The following is a 20,035-nucleotide window of genomic DNA, read 5'->3' on the forward strand; positions in this document are numbered from 1 at the left end:
CTTCATGGGGATGTCCTCATGTGACTGATGAAGACATTACTAACATCGCGGTGTATTAATCAACGGGGAGCAGGTCACAGACATCAGGTTACTGAGAGTAAAACTAAGCAGCACTTTCTGGTCCTCGTCTACAGCTTTCTTGCAGCGGCTTGTAAGATCCGTTGCCTCCTTACTGGCGAAAGTGGCATCAAAGCGCACATAAGTAGTGTTGTCAGTAGGGCCGCTAAGCGCATTTATCAAAACGCATGGGAAGCCACCATTGAAGGTTTCAATTCTGCGAATGTTGCTCAGATACTTTGATGTCGAGATTGAAATTTTCCGCTTTGGTAGAAATGGTGTTGGTATTATATGCAGAAATATTGGTCGTGATAGCAGTCATGATGTTTACTCTAAGAGTGGGAAATGTTGACGGAGAAACATTCATCCCTGACGGGTAAATGCTTTTCGTAAGGAAGCGCGAATGGCTATGCCGCGCTGGCTGGTCAGTACAAAGAGCCTCATCATACAGGTGATATCCGCATTATGAGGTTAAGCGGATCGACCACTGCAAAAGCAGCACTTCTCTCAGGTCATGAAGTTTTAGATGGCAACCACGTAAGCATTTCTCTCAGGCTGCTGAAAAATTGGTTGGTTGTTGAGACAGCAACAATAATGCCGTTCAAGCGAAATAACTCTAACCTAAACTCACCCCTTCGGCTCAACGCCCCTTGCCTTAAGCTCTTTCCTCAGTATCCGCTTTATCCATGTCGCCAGGTTGACGTCACCATCTTCCCGCGCCTGTTCTTCGAGCTGCGTCCGAAATTCGTGAGAAAGTCGGATTTGGTACTGGTCTGTTTTGGCCTTTTCCTTTGACATTGTAATTACAGAATCCTTAGTATGAAGTGGTTGTAATTACACCGCACTTACAGGGTGTGATGCAACAGAAAGAGCGAAGCCCGGCTGTGCGCGAACACAAACCGGGCTTCTGACCACAACATTAAGGAGACTAATGCGATGGCTGATGTCGATAATAACATGGACACCTTTTATCAATCATTGCCCGATCGTGAGTGTCTGTATTCTGGAATGCATGACGCACTTTCTCAGCTGGACTTTTCAAATATGGAAGCGTATTCACGTTCTTTAATTACAGAGTATTGTGACGAAACACGCGCTGGGCTTTGCCATTGTCTGCACTTTATTGGCGATTCCCTGGTGACGTTTGCCGATAATAATGTGAAAGAATTTACGCCTGAAAGCCTTTGCCAGCTTGGGCACGGGCTGAATGCCATCAGCCTGCTTATTCCAGCGCTTGCCGATATGGCGAAGCGGGCGACCAAGCCGGATAACGCAATCTCTCAGGCATAGCCATCCTCAATCTCTGGAACGTTAACGCGGTAATAAAATCCGTCAGGTGCACAACCCTGTGCACCTGTTCCCTCACCGAATCCGCTTCTGACTCCGCAGCAGCGCCAGGCCGCTCAGCACCGACATCGCCATCAGGTAATAGCCGGGTGCCAGGCTGGTGCCGGTGGCGGTGATCAACAGCGTACAGATTAGCGGCGCAAATCCGCCAAATACCGTCACCGCGATGTTATAGCTGATCGCCATCCCGCTGGCGCGGGTGCCCATTGGAAACAGATCGGCCATGACCGACGGCACCGTGGAGAAGTAAATCGACTTGAGCAACGCCATCCAGCAGACCATAACGATCAACGTGGTGGGCGTGGTGTGATTCACCACCAGCTTAAAGGCAGGGTAGATGGTGACGATCAGTAAAATCAGTGATCCCCACATCAACGGAACCCGGCCCACGCGTTCTGCCCACAGGCCCATAATCGGCGTGACTACGGTCAGGATCATGCCCGCCAGCAAAGTGGCGGTGAAGGCGACAGAGCCGGGCAGGTGCAGGTTGCGGGTGGCATAGGTCGGCACATAGTTGAGCATGTAGTTAACCGCCGTAGAGATGACCATCAGGCCAATCGCCAGCAGCATCAGCTCTTTCTGACGGCCAAACAGGCGCTTAAGCGGGGCGACTTCAGGCTGCCTCGTGGCGAAGCTGGCAGGTTCATGTACGTGGCGACGAATATAAATCCCCAGCGGGCCAATCAGCAGACCAAAGGCAAACGGAATGCGCCAGCCCCAGTCCTGAATCTGGCTTTCAGTAAGAATCTGCGTTAATCCCAGACCAAACGCGGATGCCATCAGCGTACTTGCCCCCTGGGTGGCAAACTGCCAGCTGGCGATAAAGGCTTTGCGCTCGGGGAAATGCTCCACCAGAAATGCCGTCGAGCTGCCAAATTCGCCACCCGCAGAAAAGCCCTGCACCAGACGCGCCAGCAGAATCAACAAAGGCGCAGCCAGGCCAATGCTCGCGTAGCCTGGCATGAACGTAATGATGGCACCGCCCAGCATCATCAGATTGATGGACAACAGCAGCGCCTTCTTACGCCCGTGACGATCGGCGTAGTTACCCAACACAATCGCGCCCAGCGGACGGATCAGGAAGGAGACACCGAAACTGCCGAAGGTCAGCAGCATAGAAACGGACGGATCGCTGGTCGGGAAAAACGCATGGGCAATATAGCTGGCAAAAAAGCCGTAAACCGCAATATCAAACCACTCCAGCGCGTTACCGATGCAGGTGGCGAAAAGGGTTTTGTGCAGGCTGGGTTTATTCGCGTGCAGCGGTGCAGCCGTGTTGAGTGTGCTCATGCGGCACCTCCGGCATGTTGACGGTGCTTCGCCACCAGTTCGCGGCCTTGCTCGCCTAAGTCCCATAACAGTCGGGTCATGATTTGCAGACCTTCACGCGCAATCGACTTCAGCATATGTTCGTTCACGCCGTGCTGACCGCAGGCGGGATAAGAGTGCGGCACCCACAATGTGGGCAGGCCGAGGATGTCGGAAAACACCTCGTTGGGCAGCGATCCGCCCAGGTTGGGCAGCAGAGCCGGTTTTTTACCGCTGGTTTCGGCAATGCTGCCCAGCACCCAGTCGACCAGCGGATCGGTGGGATCAAGGCGGGTTGCCGGCGATCCGCGCATAAACTCGACCTTCACGTAACCAAAGCCATGCTGCGCCAGATGTTCGCTGACGTGCTGCGCCAGGTTCTTCCAGTCGGTGCCCACCACAAAGCGCAGCTGACAGACGGCGCTGGCTTCACCCGGAATGGCGTTCATCGGGCGCGCAGGATTGCCCGTCAGGAATGCCAGTACTTCAAGCGTGTTCCAGCCATACAGACGTTCCGTTGGCGTCAATACCGGTTCACCCCAGTTCGGATCGATCTCGGGATCGCCCGGCATCCCGCCAACCTTAATCTGGCTGAGAATGTCGCGCACCTGCGGGGTCAGCGAGTTGGGTTTCAGCGCCTCAACCTGAAGCACGCCCTGGGCATTAACCAGCGCGGCAATGGCGTTGGCCAGTTGGGTGCCAGGGTTGCTCAGCAAGCCGCCCCAGTTGCCGGAGTGATAGGCGTTGTCACGGGCAGTCACCGTCAGGCGGAAATTCACCGCCCCGCGTGAACCCAGAAACAGGGTAGGTTGCACTGCATTCAGACGTGGACCGTCCGAGGCGATAAACAGATCGGCTTTCAGCAGATCACCGTGCTGCTGGCACAGCTGCGCCAGGCCGGGGGAACTGATCTCTTCGCCCATCTCGAACAGTAGCTTGCAGTTGAAGCCCAGACGTCCACCGCGTGCGATGAACACCTGTTCCAGCGCGGCCAGATTCACGCAGTGCTGACCTTTGTTATCTGCGCTGCCACGGGCGTACCAGCGATCGCCTTCTTCAACGAGCTGCCAGGGCAATAATCCTTCGCGCCAGTTTTCATCATCGCCAAACACCACATCGCCATGACCGTAGCTCAGCAGGGTAGGCAGAGTGGGATCTTCAATGCGCACTGCGACCAGAAACGGACGATGGGCCGCTTCGGCGTTCTCGATGAAGTGCAGGGTAAAACCCAATGCACTCAGCTGTGGGCCGATTTCGTCATGTAAATAGTGGTGTAATTCGCTGTCGCGATCCTGACGCTGACTCTCGGTACGCTGCGAAACGCGGCGTGCGAGTAGCCGTTGAAACTCGCCACTGTCGAACCATGCGGTGGCCTGGTCTACCGCTTGTTGGGCTGTCATGTTTGCTCGTCTTTTATTCATATTATGGTTTTGTCATCATTGCTGAAACGCTGCTTTGCCACCATTATCAATTTATCTAGTAAGGTTTGCTTTTAAAGCAAAGCAAACGTGCCCGTTTTCGAGGCATGCACCAGCATGAGGCGACCGCATGATCAGTAATGAAATCCGCTATTTCCTCGCCGTCGTGAATACAGGCTCGCTCAGCGCGGCGAGTGAGCAGCTGTTTATTGCCGTGTCGGCAATCAGTCGTCAGATTCAGCGGCTGGAAACACAGGTGGGCGTGCCGTTGTTTGAGCGTCATGCGCGTGGCATGGTGCTGAATGAAGCCGGGGAAATCTTTGCTCATCACGTGCGCAAAAATATGCTGGATATGGAATACGCGCTGGCAGAAATCAAAGGGCTGAAAGCCGTGCGCCGTACGTTGATTCGGCTGGCCTGTACCGATGGACTGGCCTTTACGCTGCTGCCCCGCATGATTGCCGCCTTTCGGGAAGATAACCCCGGCATTCTTTTTGAAATCAAGGTCGCCAGCCCGCAGGGCGTATCAGAACTGATACGCAACGGAGAATGCGACCTGGCGTTACAGTTCAGCCTGCACGCTGAGCACGGAGTTGAGATCCTCGGTTCCTGGCCTGCACCGGTGCTGTTGGTGATGCATCAGAGCCATCCACTGGCCAGCGCGCCGCAGGTGACACTCAGCGATATCAGCCACTATCCGCTGGCGCTGCCGCAGCAAAACACCACGGTACGACAGCTGTTCGAGCTGGCGAGCCACATGAGCGGCAATCTGATTGAACCGGTCGTCACCTGCGATAACTTTTCAACCCTGTTTCAGTTCCTGCTGCATACGCCGTTAGCCGTGACCATTTGTAGTGCTTTCAGCGTGATACAGGAAGCCGAAGCGCACGGACTGGTTTTGCGATCCGTGGGCATCGATCAGCTAAGCCAGCGCAATTTGCAGTTGCAGGTGCCTTCCGGTCGGCCCCGCAGCGCCGCGCTGGAAGTATTTTTAGGGTTTGCGCGGCAGCAACTGAACGCGCTGGACGAGCCGCTGACCCTATAACCCCACTGCCAGTTTATTGATCACGGGAAATGCGCCAGACACGGGGCTTTTCATTCACACGTCATGTCATCTCTCTTTAGATAGTGTAAAGGACGTAAAAGGCTGTAAAAGGGCGAGGATTCTGCCTGTGACCCGCCTATCATTCCTTTCATAAGCCGCTGTATCTCTGCCGGAAGTTTGCCGATTACACAGAGTAGAGCGGCACATAACGACCTGAACATTCATCTGCAAAGGAGAACCACCATGGATTCTTTCTTTCCTGAGGATGTCATTGATACCCTCAGTAAAACGTTCTGGCAGCGCGTCAGTGCGGTGAAAGGGCTGATTGAACGTCACCAGAGTTTTCGCCTGCTGTGGTTTGGCGAAGCGCTGAAGCGCAGCCGTAACTGGACCGGCGTCACCGCCGAGCAGGCCGTTAACCGGGCGATAAGCGAACATCATGGGCTGCTGCTAGCCGATGTCAGAAAAATGACGATTGCTCAAAAGTGGGTAGCGCTCGTCCCGCTAAGAAAAGCGCTGTATTCCCGCCCGGATGGCAAAACGTTCCAATGGCTGGTGGAAAAGAAGCTCGATGAGCTTGATCGTCCTTGTCGCTTTTCGGCCTAACGGCTTTCCCTAAATTAGTCCGTAGGGGGAACACCGGTGCTTAGCTCAGCGCCTGACGGTAATAAATAACGCCCCGGATATCAGCCTGTCTCTGTATCCGGGGCGGTTATACTGTATGAAGGCTCAGCTGGCGGCGCAAAAGGTTATTATCTTCGTCATGCCCAACGCAGCGTTGAGATTGGCACGCTGTCATCCTCAGGGCATCGTCAGATAACATTGAGCATTATCATCCCTTCAACGTCCTCATTACGGCACATGCGATTGCCAACTCTTAAGCGCCTGTGCCGTTAGCGGCTTTTTGAAACGAAAACGGCATTGTTGGCCGTATGGCGATTTTCATCATCAAGCCAGCCTTTCAGATAATGCTCGATCTGCTCCAGGCTCCTGTTGCGGGTTTCCGGCACGCATTTGATAACAAAGATGGCACCAAAGAGTCCAATGGCGGCGAAAATAAAGAACGTACCCGCCAGACCCACCCGGGCAAGAAGAAGAGGAAAGAAAAGAGAGATCAGGAAGTTCGCTATCCACATGGCGAATACGGCACCGCCCATAAAGATGCCACGCAGTCGCGTCGGAAATATTTCTGACAATAACAACCATGTCACGGGTGATAAGGCACCCTGCTGGAAACTGAGAAACATCAGCATGCCCGCCAGTACCATATAAGCCCGTAGCGCATCTGGCTGACCATTAACCGTTTCAGGCAGCAGATAGCTCACCGTGCCAATAAAGACCAGACAGGCGGTGCAACCAAACTGTCCCATCATCACCATGGTTCGGCGACCCACTTTACCCAGCATCCAGATCCCAACGAACGTCATCAAGACGGACACCACGCCGTTGGCGATGGTGGCAAAAAGCGCGGCGTTATCCGACATACCGACTGACTTCAGCACGGTGGGGGCATAATACATAATGGTGTTGACGCCGGTTAGCTGCTGGATAACGGCGATACCGACACCTATCAAAAAAAGTTTGAACAGCCACGGCGTCAGCATTTCACGTAAACGCGGTTTACCCAGCGAGCTCTGTTCTTCCAGCGTCTCGGTAATCTCCATCAGCTCCCATTCCACCTCATCCTTGTGGCGCGTGCGTTCAAGTACGCGGCGAGCCTCAGCCAGACGGCCTTTCATGGCATACCAGCGTGGCGTATCGGGCATAAACATCATCCCGACCCACAGCAATACGGCAGGAAGCGTTGCTACCACCAGCATCCAACGCCAGGTGCTTTCACCTCCCCATATTTCGTGGAAGGTCGCATTCGAGATATAAGCCAGGAGCTGGCCCGAGACAATCATCAGTTCCTGGAGCGTCACCAGTTGCCCACGTTTATTGGCGGGGGCCATCTCTGCGATATAAACCGGTACGGTCGCCGCCGCGCCGCCGACCGCCACGCCCAGGATAAGACGAAAGAAAACCATCCAGTTTACGTCTGGTGCCAGTGACGTGCCTGCCGCGCCAATCGCAAAAATAACGGCCAGATAGAGGATTATTTTCCTTCTGCCCGCTGCTGCTGCCAGATGGCCTGATAACAACGCGCCAAAGGCGGCACCAAACAGCAAAGAACTGGTGATCAGCCCGGTTGTGAAGGGGGTGAGATGCAGCTCATCGCCCATAAAAAGCAACGCGCCAGAAATCACGCCGGTATCGTACCCAAAAAGTAAACCACCTAGCGTTGCGATGAGCGCAACGACCTTCACGAAAGGCGAAGTAGGTGCGTTACTGTTTGGGCCCGATGCGTTGTTCAGTGTGAGAAATTGTTCTTTCGTCATACAAGACTCCAGTCACCTGATGTAAGAGAAATAAATCTAAAATTTGTCCAGGCGCAAAGCATTCACCTCAGTACACCTAAATTAACAGCATTAATTTAGATCAAAAATTTCATCAATGTTAACTATGAAACTTTATGTTTGAGTTATGGATCATGTTTTGTTAATTATTTTTTATGAAACGACAGGAAGAGGAGAGGTGCTGAACAAAATGTGAACGCAGCATGATGGCCCGACGTGATGCCAGGATATTGATATTATTCGATTCAAACGCGTGAAAATTTACCGCGCTGTCGGCATTAAACCGGCCTGAACGAGACGGGAATTAAGTGGAGTATTTGGAATTTTTCTTTCACAAAGTAGCGGGTAGAAAATCAATGTCAGGTGGTAAGAGGCGCTTACGCACGAAGGTTGTTATCAACGATGCTGTGCCCGCTTTTCATCCAGAGAATGCGTGTGTTGCCTGCAAGCTGGGCGAGGGTAACTGTGCTCTTGCCTCTCCAGCGCTTGATGCCTTTTTGCCAGACGCTTTTGGTCAGCGTAATACATGAGAAAATCAATGACATCCTTGTCATGAGCCCGCTTGCTCTTTACCGAACGTCTTATCGTTATACTGCTGAGGTATCCTGGTGACCGAGCAATTCACGTTCAATCAATTCACGCGTTTCCACAGCCTGGTACTTCATCTTTTCCGGATAACCAAAAAGGGACGCGGCCACGATAGATTCACCGCCGACTTTAAAGGTCTTCTCGGCGAATTTCATTTCGCGCAGGGTACGGAACAGCGCGTCGAAATCCACTTCACCTTCACCTACGGCAACATGCTGGTGGATGGTGGCATCAACACCCGGAGGATTAACGATATAACGACAGTGCCTGGTGTGGTTCATGGTGTCAGCGATGAGCACGTGGGACAGATCGTCACCGGCATAGCGCAACATTCTTGCGACGTCACCGATTCCTTTGTCGTAAAAGAAGGTGTGCGGCACGCTGTAGATATATTTGACGTTATCGCTGCGAAACGATTTCACTACGTCAACCGTCCCGTCGTTCTCTTCGCAAAAATCCCACGGATGAGCCTGAATCTCAACACGAATGCCCTCGCGTTCAAAAACAGGCAACAGTTCTTCCATCGAACGATAGAACATTTCGTCGCAGATTTCTGGTTGATTTGGATCGCCGGAGAATTCGGTATTAATGACCTGCACGCCCATCTCGACGGCGATTTCAACCAGGCGCTTCCAGTTTTTCACGGCGGCCTGACGACGCAGTTCATCAGGACCCGACCAGCGATAAACACAAATAAATGAAGATATCTCTAAACCGGTTTCATTCAGCGCCCGCTTATATTCCGTAATGATTTCGCGGCTGGCGCGCGGATGTTTATAGAAAGGATTGATCTGGGGATGCGGCGACTGCTCGATGTATTTATAACCCCAATCCGCGACCTGGTGCACCATCCGGGTCACGCCCAGATCTTTTATCACGTCTACGTCAAATGCAATTTTCATCATTGTTACCTGTCAGTAAAAATGGATGGTAGGCCAGCGCTTAACGCTGATAAAAAGAGGGGCGTTCAGGCAGCGTAACGCTTACCGTTTCGCCACTTTCCGCTGTTTTCAGGCTGGCATCGGCCGCAACAGATGCTGCATAGCCATCCCAGGCTGAGGAGCCGTGAAGCTGACCGGCCTTAACGTCATTGATAGTTTTGCCGCTCAGCGCCATAAGCCTTGCAGAGGATTCGCCATCAATCCCTGACGAGGCCATAACGCTTTCCGCATTAATATCCGCTTTCGCCACGACCGTTGCGCCCCGTAATATTTGCGTGCAACGGCGAATACGTTCTTTACCGATGAGGCCAGCACCTGTGACACCGAGGCGTAACGTCATGATCTTACGCCCACATGTTCACAGGCTTCAGGATCAGGACGGCACTCAGTAATCGCGCGCCTGCGCGCGTTTTTCATTGATCTGTTTAGCAACCTTGCGAATCCGTTCCGAAAGCGCCGTTTGCGCGACGCCAACGTTCCACCAACTGCCATATTTGTGCACCATCGTTTTCGGCAACACTTTAATATCAATCAGTGTGCTGCCCGTCTCGTGGCGCGAGGCATCGAGCGCCTGACGCAGTTCATCAAGGCTGGTGACTCGCCAGGTCTTGCAGCCATAGCCCGCTGCAATTGCGGCAAAATCGACGGGAACGAGGCCACCGGTCAGTCGGCCATTTTCCGGGGAGCGGTAGCGGAACTCGGTGCAGAAACTGTTCATGCCGTGTTCCATTTGCAGGTTGTTAATACATCCGTTAGTCATGTTATCGAGCAGCACGATATTAATCTTCGCGCCTTCCTGCAGCGATGTGACGAGCTCAGAGTGCAGCATCATAAAAGAGCCGTCGCCCACCAGGGCATAGACCTCGCTTTGCGGCTGTGCCAGTTTTACGCCCAGCGCGGCGCTGACTTCATAACCCATGCATGAGTAACCGTACTCGACGTGATAGGTATTTTCGGCCCGGGTGCGCCAGACACGTTGCAAATCGCCCGGCAGACTTCCCGCTGCGGCCACAATCACCGATTCTTCGGGAAGCACCTCGTTGAGGACGCCCAGTACGCTGCTTTGTGTCAGGGTTGAGTCGGTTATTTGACGAAATTCACGGTAGACTGACTCGCGATCCAGATGGTCGTCGATTTCAGGCACGAAAGACGTTTCCTTCCATACTGCCTGATAGACACGCTGAGTTTCTTTGTGCTGTTGAGTGAGCAGCTCGGCAATACGGTCGCCCCAACTGGCGCGCCAGGTTTCTTTTTCCAGCACCGCATCCAGCGTGTTGAGCGCCGTGAGCGCATCGGCCAGAAGCGGCATACCATCCAGTTTCCAGGCATCAAAATTACTGACGTTGATATTCAGGAAGCGGACGGACGGATGCTGGAAAATCCATTTCGATGAGGTGGTAAAGTCGCTGAAGCGCGTACCGATGCCGATAACCAGATCGGCCTCTTTCGCCAGTTGGTTGGCGGCCAGACAGCCGGTTTCTCCGACACCGCCCGCGTTAAAAGGATGTGATGAGACAACGGTGCCTTTACCCGCCTGGGTTTCGACAAACGGGATACCGTAACGGCTGGCAAAATGCATCAATGCCTGGCCTGCGCCCGCGTACTTCACCCCACCGCCGCAGACGATCAGCGGCTTTTGGCTTGCTTTAATAGCAGCAATAGCGTCATCCAGTTGCGCCTGACTGGCCGGACGACGATCTAACACGTGCACCCGTCGGGCAAAAAAGGACTCTGGATAGTTCCAGGCTTCGCCCTGCACATCCTGAGGCAAACAGAGTGTGACCGCGCCGGTTTCAGCGGGATCGGTCAGAACGCGCATCGCATTAAGGCAGGCGCTCATCAGTTGTTCCGGGCGAGTAATGCGATCCCAGTATTTGCTTACCGGGCGAAACGCGTCGTTAGTGCTGATACTGAGATCGTGGCTCTGCTCGATTTGCTGCAGCACGGGATCGGGCTGCCGTGTTGCAAAAGTGTCACCGGGCAGGAGCAATAAAGGAATGCGGTTTGCTGTGGCCGTGGCTGCGGCGGTAATCATATTGGCCGCACCAGGGCCGATAGAAGAGGTGCAGGCAATGATTTGACGACGCAGAGATTGCTTCGCAAACCCGGTTGCCGCATGTGCCATCCCCTGTTCGTTACGCCCCTGGAACACCCGCAGATCGCCGCAGTTCTGCTCCAGCGCCTGACCCAGTCCCAGCACGTTACCGTGCCCGAATATAGCGAAAATGCCTTTAACAAATTTGAGCTCTTCACCATCCACTTTCAGATACTGATTATCAAGGAACGTAACCAGCGCCTGCGCCATTGTCAGTCTCACTTTGCCCATTTTGCTCATTCCTGTTTTGATCGGTAGTAGCCTGTCGCCCGGCCCCTTGCTCTGTCAGGCGGTGTTTGCCTTGACGCAGTGAAGAGGTTGTACCTTAATCTGGATAATGCCCGATTATAGGCAAACATATTTTTCATTAAACCATAATACAGAAGAAAGATTTCATTTTGCGAGGGCGATCAAACTCTACTGCTATTCCGACGGGGATGCGGGGGCGCAGTGCCTGCCAGGTGAGCAATGCATACGCATGAAAGATCGAGGAATGCGGCATTATTTTGAATTCTAAAATAAAAACGCCACCTCAGACAGGCTGCCTATTGGGATGCATTGGCCCGCCATAACGGCCGCGCGCGCCAGGCGCAGAGGAAAAAGTGACAGCGCATTCGCACTGTTTAAATTTATATTTCATTTAAATTAATTATGGAATGTAAAGTCCATACAAGGGCCATCACTGCCCCCATGCGGAACGCGCTCAGATCGATGACCCGGCCCGGCAAGGCACACAAAACGACATGCTCACAAATGCCGCCTCAATGCGGTTTGACGTCATTGTTATGGAGCGGCTGCCCGTCGCTTCCGTTGCCCGGCAAAGCGCGGCGAGGCCGGAAGATGTCGCCCGTTGCTTCAACTATCCTGGTCGCTCAGCCGGCAACGGCGCGCAGGCTATTGCCCCGATGACCACACTGTAATGGCTGGATGGCTGCTCTCCACTACTAACCTGACCCGCGATAGTCAGGTACTGCCTGACATCGGTAAAAGATTCACACCTGACTGTCGCTGTCCTCGCAGGGTGCTTAAAGGGCATTTAAATGAAATTTCCATTTCATCATGGATGCATTTTTCCACGTGAACCTGCCGGTTTTTTGTCAGGCGAAGAATGGTGAATATTCTGTTGTTAATTAAGGGAAATGGCGGGTTTTGTTCTTTCTTTTCTGAGGTTTCTAACCAGGCGTTAACGTATTTTGCGAGAGTCATCAAAGAAATTTATTTTCCTTTTAATATAAAATGAAATAAATATTTTCATTATCCCGTTGGGTTCGCTTGATGTTACCGGGTTCAGGAGAGTCGCATGACCATCGCCGCAGAACGTTTTTGTATCAACAGAAAGATCGCCCCCTCGCTGAGCATTGAAGCCTTCTTCAGGCTGGTGAACGGTTTAGGGTTGAATAAGGTTGAACTTCGTAACGACTTGCCCAGCGGTAAAGTGATGGACAACCTGAGTGCTGCCCAGGTTTGCGCACTGGCTGAACGCTATGGCATTGACATTATTACCATAAACGCCGTTTATCCCTTCAATCAGCGTACGGAACAGGTTCGCCAACTGACCGAGTCCTTACTGGCTGATGCGAAAGCGGTGGGGGCGCGTTCGCTGGTGCTTTGTCCCCTGAACGACGGCTCGTCGGTTGCGCCAGAGGTAACAGTAAACGCGCTGCGCGATGTGGCACCGCTGTTCGCGACCTATGGAATAACCGGACTGGTTGAGCCGCTGGGCTTTCCACAAAGCTCGCTGCGTTCAGCAGCGCAGGCGCAGAATCTTATTCGCGATGCCCATGTTCCCTTTAAATTATTAATCGACACCTTCCATCATCATCTCTATCCCGATGCTGACGCCGAATTCAGCCAGGTGGATATCGCCCAAATCGGTCTGGTTCACCTGTCGGGCGTGGAGGACAAACGTCCGCGTGAAAGCCTGACCGATGCCGAGCGCATAATGTTAACGCCGGAAGATCGCCTGTTCACCTGTCGCCAGGTTAAACAGCTTGAAGAACGAGGCTATAAAGGCATTTATGCCTTTGAACCTTTTGCGCCAGAACTGGCGGACTGGGATGAGACCAAGATTCAGCATGAAATTAAAAACAGCATCCAACTGATTCAACATTCCCTGAAGTAAAGTGCCTCGCGTGTGAGATTTAACCTGCTGATTTATCGATGATATCTCATGCATCTTCGGTTCACAGAAACAGCATTATGAGGAACGGCCAACAGGGCGTCGAAGTAAACGCGCCCAGGCTTCGTTGATGCACTGACGGGCAATCATGCCCGTCAGTGTGATTCATCATCTGTCCGCTCTGAGAGACGACAAACTTCCCCGCAGAGAGGCAGGATGTTTTACTCTGTCGCTACTGGCGTAGCATTCTCATCAATCTTCGTGTCGCCCTGAATCGCCTTAATGCGTTTTTCAACGGCATTAACCTGCTCGCTGTTGTGCAATAGCGTATAGGTAAGATCAAACGCCGTACTTGCTCCTGGCGCCAGCTGTTTCACCCGCTTCTGTTCACGTTCAACGGTCACCGGATAAGCATAGTTGGTGCCGGGTTCAATACCGGTGACGTAACCTTGTTTCAGCGTATCGGTATTTTTCCACAAAGTCAGCAGTGGCAGTTGTTGGGTATCAAACTGGATGGAGGCGCCTTTATTTCCGGCTTTATTGACGACGGCAGCGACCGTGTGATGATCCTTGTCGGAAAGCGGCTTGATGTTAAACACCATTTCATCAAAGTCTTTGGTCGGTCCCTGATAGGTTTGCCAGTTTTTCAAACCCGCTTTGGCGTAATCATTAAACGGACTGATGCTCGACATCGGAGCGAGGAAACGAGCGCCTTCTTCCAGAATCGGCGTACTAAAGTTGCTGTGATAAATAATCTCGTAATCGTGCGGGTAATCTGAATGGTTAGTCAGCACGTCATGCAGGCTGAACTGATTGCTGCCAGGCACATAGCGCAGTTCGGTAAGCGTCTGGAGATCCGCTTTTTTGAACGTGCTCTCTTTGATCAAACCCCGAATACGAATCTCATGCGGGGCCGCATCGGCTACCTCGACTTCAAGCTGGGATACCGGTGTATTACCCGCTTTACCGTGCAACGTATAAATGCGCCCTTTGTCGTTCACCGGATGTCCGGTCCATTCATAGCCGCAGCGCACCATCATTTCGTTGAAACCTTCCAGCCAACCCAGGCCATTTCGGCTTTCAAGATTGATGTAAGCCGGGTTCACCACCTCTTTCACGGGGGAATCCCAGCCCAGCCGGGTGCCAAAACCTTCTACTCGCAGCAGGTTCATTCCTCGGGTGGGGATCAGCGTGATGGTCAGGCCATCCTGACTGCGAATCTCAAGGATTTTACTGCCTTCTTGTTTACCGCCGTGCAGGACTTTCTGTTCGATGCTGAACGGTTTGCCCTGCAACTTCAGCTCGCTGCTGGTTATTTGCCAGTTGCCTTTGTCTGTGCCTTGTTCAGCACTCGTCAGCACCCAGGTTTTTGCTGACACGGAACCCGATATCATCACGGCGAATACGGCAAGTGCGATTTTAGTCTTCATCTTTCCTTCCTTAAGCTGAATCGTTTTTTCAGTCGTTAAGGGAATTTACTGATTTGCACTTAACCGAAACGTGATTCGCCTCACCTGCTGGAAAAAGAATCCACAAATGCCCCAGCACTGTGCGCCGGGTCACAGATAAAAATGAGAAAGGTGACGATTACGGCGGTTAACAGGATTAGCGTTGTAACGATTCAGCCGATACGAGCGGGCGTAAAGAGCCGGGCAAGTCGGGCGGGCCAGGTCATTATAAACGTGCTTTGCCGGTATGCCTGGCTGGGGAAGGGCGGCGGCATTTTCAGCCGCGCCTGGCGTGCCTGTTGCAGACGCGCGTCCGTTATGTCAGATAAAACTGGCGCCTGAATGCGAACATATCGTTCATCAGGCAATACTCAGGATTACCCAGGGTTATCACCGGGACACGTTGGGCAATGGTTGTTTTCCATGCCGCCAGCGAACGTCGCCATGCGGCGTCCTCGTCGTCGGTCAGGGGAGCGAACTGATAACCCAGGGTGATGTGGAAACCGTAACGCTCATGGTCTGGCTCATGAATGCCAGTCACCTGCGATAGCCGATCGCGCAAACGGCGCAGGCGGGTTTCGGTATCCTCATCGGCTGACAGCAGGCGAAGCGTCAGCGGCTTTTCCTTCGCGGACGGCTCTGCCGGATCAACGCGCATATGGTAAGGAGAGGCATCCTCACCCAGGCGAAATTGCCGCAGCCGATCGGCCAGGATGCGATCGCATTCCTCTATCGGTATATCGAGTGGGAGTCCGGCTGGCCAGAGGGGATAGTGACGGGCCTTGTCGTTTGCGCCACCGAAGACCGTCATATGATAGCTGGATGGCGGCAGTGCCGTGACGTTGCGCGCCCAGGGTTCAGCCGGTAATGCGCGGTAAATATCCAGTAGCGCATCGAACGCGTCAGAATCTTTTTCTTGCTGTGGCAGATGACAAATAATCGTGTTGCCCCGAAACGGCAGTACGCGCCCGTCAGCCGCAAATTTTCTGCCTATGTCGTTCGGCAAATGATCGGCAGCCCGGCTCATGGAGGTGGCCATTCCGGCCAGCGTCAACAGCGTTCCTTTCAAAAGTGTTCTCCGTGTTGTCATGGTGCTCCCCCTCTATCAGCGAATCGTCCGGCAAACGCACTCAAAAGTGTCATGCATGCGCGAACGGGATTGAGGCGGCAACTGTGCGTGCCTCTGGTCTACGCATCATTGCAGACCAACCCTTTAACCGGCGTACCAGCGTTGCACAGGCAGCCTGCCCGATGAAAATATGTGCAAATGATCAAGCAGGCTACGCGAAGTCTGTGACCATACGATGACCCAATGGGCGGGAAAGCAGAATTGAACGGGTTGCTCCGGCATCGATAAAGGGAGCCGATGGCAGCGGGCGGCATCACAATGTGATAAGGGCTGACGCGTGAGCCGCTCTGCGCTGAGGGAATGATGGTCGTCTTTTCAGGATGGCCTGACCAGGCGCGCCGCTGACGCAAGCGGTCAGCATATTATCGATACTGGCGCTTTTCGATTACACATCCAGCCTGTGAATCACGGTGACGAACTCTTTTACCCCGCTAAAAATTTCCTGAATATTGTCTGAGAGATTAGTGATCTTGTCGTTTTCTGTGGTGAGAAAGTGGTTGATCTCATCGAGCTGTCGGTACATCTCATCAATAAGATTAGTATTTTCTTCAACCACCTTGCTGATTTTCTGCGTCGCCTGAGAGGTGGAGGCGGCAAGACGTCTGACTTCTTCCGCCACGACGGCAAAACCGCGTCCCGCTTCGCCCGCACGTGCGGCTTCAATTGCGGCATTCAGCGCCAGAATATTAGTTTGTCCGGCAATGTTGTTAATGGTCGAGACAATCTCTTTGATATCTTTGGCCGAGTAATTCAGTTTGTCACTGATTGCCGTTGCCGCATTGACCTGCGAGGCCATTGATTCCGCGTTACGCACCGTTTGGCTCAGTACATCGTTTGCATTAACGGTGATATGAGAGGTTTTTTCAGATGTGCTCATGGCGATATCGGCAACCTGCTTCGCCGTTTCCACGCGTTCGGTGATATCGGAAGCCAGCTTAATCACTTTATACACGTGCCCCGAGGCATCTTTAACCGGATTGTAGTTGGCTTCAAGCCAGACGCGCTTCCCTGACGCAGTTACCCTTTCGAAACGTCCGGTGAAGGACCGGCCATGCTGAATTTTATTCCAGAAATCCGGGTTTTCTTTATAGAACGCATCGAAGCAGAACATACGGTGATGCTTGCCTTTGATTTCTGCAAGATCGTACTCCATCAGCGCGAGAAAGTTTTCGTTCGCATTGATGATGTCACCATGCGGAGTAAATTCAATCGTCGCCATTGTATTATTCAGCGCAGTAATAATGGCTTCTTTGTGCGTCAGCTCTTCATGCCTGTCGGTAATGTCATTGGCGATTTTGATGATTTTTTTAACGGTGCCGTGTTTGTCTTTCACGGGGAAATAATTGGCGCTCAGGTAGAGCAGGCTTTTGTCTTTTCTGTAGCGTTCGAAGATGCCGCTGAACGACTGCCCGGATGCCAGTCTTTCCCAGAACTGGCCATATTCACGGGAGTGGACGAACTCTGGCTTACAGAACATGCGATGGTGCTGTCCGGTGATTTCGTTAAGCTGATAGCCGGTCACGGCCAGAAAGGCCGGGTTGGCCGAGAGAATGATCCCCTCTGGGGTAAATTCGATCCAACCGCTACAGGCCTTTATCGCCTGAATGTTATTTTGAGCATCTGACACAGCCAGCGAAATTTTGCCTGGTAGTAAACGCGTGAGGGAAAACATAGATCTCTCCATTTATAGCCGTTAAAAGGTCAAAAGATTTTGACCACGTAGTGGAGAGACAACGACCCGTTTAAAGGGAGGCCGATCGACTCGGGTCCACTAAGGTTATCGGCATCGCGTGTGTCATATTTAGGTCACATTTCGGTCATATCGAAACAGAGCAGTGAGGCGCGTCACGCTATTCATCAAGGACATGCAGTGGAGACAACAGAGGGCATGCGCCTCAACGATTAGGTGACGGCCTTAACAGCATCCGCGTGCGGCGGACGTCGTTGCAATGTGGCAGAGTGAGGCCGCGTTACGACGGATTATCCGGAATCGCACTGCGCAAAAATTCCGGGATGGACGGGCGACCATTTTCCAGACAGGTGCCGGTAAAAACCGCCTCGGCGTACACCACATTGTTGACCAGTATTTGTTGGATGAAGTTAACGCGGTTGCGTTTTTCATTGGCGGCCAGCGCGCAGGTGACCTGCATTTCATCGCCTTTTTTCAGGCTCTTTTTAAAGCGCAGCGAGTACTCAAGTAGCATATGAATTCGGCCTGCGGCAAACTCTTCTTCAAGATCGACGCCAAGGTGCTCTTTCATAAATGCGTGACGTGTCCATTCCATATAAAACGGATAGTAAAGTCCATCCACCACGCCCTGAAAATCAATGTGCTTTTCGTCAACCTGATAGGTTTTCGTAAACATAGTCGCGCCCGTTGTGAGTAAGGTTATGCTCACTTTAGTGGTCATCGGTGTTTTTTAAAACGCTTTTTTTGGCAAGGGATACGCGGGGAAAGCGTGGGGGGCAACAGGCATGATCGGCGCAAGCGTTAAGACAGGCCCGGGCCAGCGGTTAGCGGGTCCGGGCTCTGTGATGACTCAGGCACACAGAATAAAAGCGTGCCGGTTAGCGGAAAGCCGGGGTAGCGCTTTTTTCGATGCGGAAGATGGAAACCGCGTCGCGTAACATCACCGTTTGCTCCAGCATACCTTGTGCGGCGGAAGAAACCTGCTGAACCAAAGCGGCGTTCTGCTGGGTTACCTGATCCATCTGGCTGACGGCAATGCTGACCTGACCGATACCATTGCTCTGCTCATCGGAAGCGATGGTGATTTCGCCCATAATCGTCGTCACGCCCTGCACCGATTTCACGATCTCTTCCATCGTATTACCGGCCTGGCGGGCCAGTCCTGAGCCTTTTGCCACATGTTCAACCGACTGAGTGATCAAATCTTTGATCTCTTTGGCGGCAGTGGAACTGCGTAAGGCCAGCGAACGCACCTCACCGGCGACAACGGCAAATCCGCGTCCACCTTCACCCGCTCTTGCGGCTTCAACCGCGGCGTTCAGCGCCAGGATATTGGTCTGGAAAGCAATGCCTTCGATGACCGAAATGATTTCTGCCACTTTGCCTGAGCTTTCTGAAATGGAGCGCATGGTCTCAACAACCTGTTTCACCACATCACCGCCCTGCGTCGCCACGTGTGACGTTGTGTCGGCCTGTGTATTCGCATGACGCGCATTATCGGTATTCTGACGCACGGTAGCGGTAAGTTGTTCCATGCTGGCAGCCGTTTGTTCAAGCGCCGCGGCCTGCTCTTCAGTACGTTGGGCCAGATCGACATTGCCCTGCGCGATTTCGCTCGCTGAATTGTTGATCAGCTCAGCAGAGGACTGGATACCGCTGACGATGGTGACTAACTGCATGCGCATGGCTTCAAGAGAGCCCATCAGGCTACTCTGTCCTTTGACCGGAACGGCGATCTCCACGGTCAGGTTACCCTGCGCAATCATCCCGGCAATATCGGCAGCCGCTTTTGGCTCGCCGCCCAGTGCGCGGATAATACTGCGCGTAATAATGGTGCCCAGAATGATAGAAAGCAGAATGGTGGTGATACCTGCCAGACTCAGCGTCATTTTGGTGGCAAAGGCCAGACTGTTTACCTCTGCAGAACGTTTGGCTAACAGTGTGGCTTCCGCACCGTTGAATTCAGCGGCGAGGGCACGATAGCGATCCATAAACGCTTTATCACGGCCTTCCTGAAAGAAATGCGTCAGGGTCTCCAACGGTTGCTTGCCGCTGTTCACCTCGCGGCGTAAGGCGATCAGTTGCTCATCTACGCCCTGAACGCTTTTATGCAATTCAAGCAGTGATGCCAGCCTTTGCTGCTGCTCGGCGTTATCCGCAGTCATTGAGCGTAGCTGGCTGTACTTCTGATCGAAAGCGGTTTTACCGCTGTTAAACGGTGCCAGAAAGTTGTCATTGCCAGAGACAACAAACCCACGCACGCCGGTTTCCATATTAATCATATCGGTCAGCATGCTGTCGCTGACGCTCATGACCTGGTAACTGTGGACGTTCCAGGTGTTGGCCTGGCGCAGTTTAAGAAAGTTAGTGATCGACAAACTGCTGCCAATCAGCGAGACGATGACGATGATGCCGAACGCTAAAGCGATTTTACGGCCAGTTGTGATTTTCATG

The 20,035-nt window shown here is 52.9% G+C and carries 16 protein-coding genes and 2 pseudogenes; 5 read left to right on the forward strand and 13 right to left on the reverse strand.

The features are described from left to right. Positions 1-84: 84 nt before the first annotated feature. Together NR177_RS13935 and NR177_RS13940 are read right to left on the reverse strand one after the other, a co-directional pair. Positions 85-379: pseudogene (locus tag NR177_RS13935) on the reverse strand (DUF3577 domain-containing protein); the annotation flags it as partial. Positions 380-684: 305 nt separating this feature from the next. Next, on the reverse strand, positions 685-855 hold the full coding sequence (locus tag NR177_RS13940; RefSeq protein WP_256853093.1) for a hypothetical protein: 171 nt from the start codon (positions 853-855) through the stop codon (positions 685-687). A 138-nt stretch (positions 856-993) separates the two neighbouring features. Between NR177_RS13940 and NR177_RS13945 the strand changes: the two genes are divergently transcribed. After that, positions 994-1,347 carry a hypothetical protein gene (locus NR177_RS13945; protein ID WP_256853094.1) on the forward strand — a complete coding sequence of 118 codons (354 nt, stop codon included), beginning with the start codon at positions 994-996 and terminating at the stop codon, positions 1,345-1,347. 72 nt (positions 1,348-1,419) lie between these two features. On the opposite strand, the gene NR177_RS13950 is transcribed toward NR177_RS13945, so the two are convergent. Both NR177_RS13950 and NR177_RS13955 read right to left on the reverse strand, forming a co-directional pair. Continuing rightward, a complete protein-coding gene (locus tag NR177_RS13950; protein ID WP_256853095.1) occupies positions 1,420-2,694 on the reverse strand; it encodes an MFS transporter in 1,275 nt (424 codons plus the stop codon). Continuing rightward, on the reverse strand, positions 2,691-4,112 hold the full coding sequence (locus NR177_RS13955; RefSeq protein WP_256853096.1) for a M20 family metallopeptidase: 1,422 nt from the start codon (positions 4,110-4,112) through the stop codon (positions 2,691-2,693). Before NR177_RS13955 ends, NR177_RS13950 begins: the two co-directional genes overlap by 4 nt. Positions 4,113-4,260: 148 nt before the next feature. Here NR177_RS13955 and NR177_RS13960 point away from each other — a divergent pair, with 148 nt between their 5' ends. Continuing rightward, positions 4,261-5,175: a LysR family transcriptional regulator gene (locus NR177_RS13960; protein WP_256853097.1), complete on the forward strand. Its 915-nt coding sequence runs from the start codon at positions 4,261-4,263 to the stop codon at positions 5,173-5,175. Between the two features lie 243 nt (positions 5,176-5,418). Continuing rightward, positions 5,419-5,781, forward strand: coding sequence for a hypothetical protein (locus NR177_RS13965; protein WP_172897899.1), 363 nt, complete (start codon positions 5,419-5,421; stop codon positions 5,779-5,781). Between the two features lie 287 nt (positions 5,782-6,068). Here the strand turns inward: NR177_RS13965 and NR177_RS13970 are convergent, their stop codons facing one another. The 4 genes and pseudogenes from NR177_RS13970 to iolD all read right to left on the reverse strand — a co-directional run bounded on the left by NR177_RS13970 (position 6,069) and on the right by iolD (position 11,426). After that, positions 6,069-7,553, reverse strand: a complete 1,485-nt coding sequence (locus NR177_RS13970; RefSeq protein WP_256853098.1) for a sugar porter family MFS transporter — start codon at positions 7,551-7,553, stop codon at positions 6,069-6,071. 605 nt (positions 7,554-8,158) lie between these two features. Then, a complete protein-coding gene (locus NR177_RS13975; protein ID WP_063880881.1) occupies positions 8,159-9,061 on the reverse strand; it encodes a sugar phosphate isomerase/epimerase family protein in 903 nt (300 codons plus the stop codon). 40 nt (positions 9,062-9,101) lie between these two features. Next, positions 9,102-9,254 (reverse strand): annotated as a pseudogene (locus NR177_RS13980) (inositol 2-dehydrogenase); the annotation flags it as partial. Between the two features lie 231 nt (positions 9,255-9,485). Further along, the gene (gene iolD, locus NR177_RS13985; protein WP_256853099.1) at positions 9,486-11,426 is read right to left on the reverse strand and encodes a 3D-(3,5/4)-trihydroxycyclohexane-1,2-dione acylhydrolase (decyclizing); all 1,941 of its coding nucleotides are present in this window, start codon (positions 11,424-11,426) and stop codon (positions 9,486-9,488) included. Between the two features lie 512 nt (positions 11,427-11,938). Here iolD and NR177_RS13990 point away from each other — a divergent pair. Together NR177_RS13990 and NR177_RS13995 are read left to right on the forward strand one after the other, a co-directional pair. After that, positions 11,939-12,115 (forward strand): hypothetical protein, encoded by a 177-nt coding sequence (locus NR177_RS13990; protein WP_256853100.1) that lies wholly within the window; start codon positions 11,939-11,941, stop codon positions 12,113-12,115. Between the two features lie 380 nt (positions 12,116-12,495). Continuing rightward, complete coding sequence (locus tag NR177_RS13995) at positions 12,496-13,317, forward strand: TIM barrel protein (RefSeq protein ID WP_256853101.1); 822 nt, start codon at positions 12,496-12,498, stop codon at positions 13,315-13,317. 218 nt (positions 13,318-13,535) lie between these two features. On the opposite strand, the gene NR177_RS14000 is transcribed toward NR177_RS13995, so the two are convergent. From NR177_RS14000 to NR177_RS14025, 5 genes are all read right to left on the reverse strand, one after another. After that, positions 13,536-14,744, reverse strand: a complete 1,209-nt coding sequence (locus tag NR177_RS14000; RefSeq protein WP_256853102.1) for an aldose 1-epimerase family protein — start codon at positions 14,742-14,744, stop codon at positions 13,536-13,538. Between the two features lie 334 nt (positions 14,745-15,078). Then, on the reverse strand, positions 15,079-15,852 hold the full coding sequence (locus NR177_RS14005) for a DUF1868 domain-containing protein (RefSeq protein ID WP_256853103.1): 774 nt from the start codon (positions 15,850-15,852) through the stop codon (positions 15,079-15,081). A 424-nt stretch (positions 15,853-16,276) separates the two neighbouring features. After that, positions 16,277-17,563: a PAS domain-containing methyl-accepting chemotaxis protein gene (locus NR177_RS23900; RefSeq protein ID WP_109716972.1), complete on the reverse strand. Its 1,287-nt coding sequence runs from the start codon at positions 17,561-17,563 to the stop codon at positions 16,277-16,279. A gap of 298 nt (positions 17,564-17,861) precedes the next feature. Then, positions 17,862-18,257, reverse strand: a complete 396-nt coding sequence (locus NR177_RS14020) for a thioesterase family protein (protein WP_063880873.1) — start codon at positions 18,255-18,257, stop codon at positions 17,862-17,864. A 202-nt stretch (positions 18,258-18,459) separates the two neighbouring features. After that, on the reverse strand, positions 18,460-20,034 hold the full coding sequence (locus NR177_RS14025; protein ID WP_256853104.1) for a methyl-accepting chemotaxis protein: 1,575 nt from the start codon (positions 20,032-20,034) through the stop codon (positions 18,460-18,462). Between the last annotated feature and the right edge of the window lies 1 nt (position 20,035).

The sequence above is a fragment of the Pantoea sp. Fr+CA_20 genome (assembly GCF_024520835.1).
Classification (GTDB): Bacteria; Pseudomonadota; Gammaproteobacteria; order Enterobacterales; family Enterobacteriaceae; genus Pantoea; species Pantoea allii.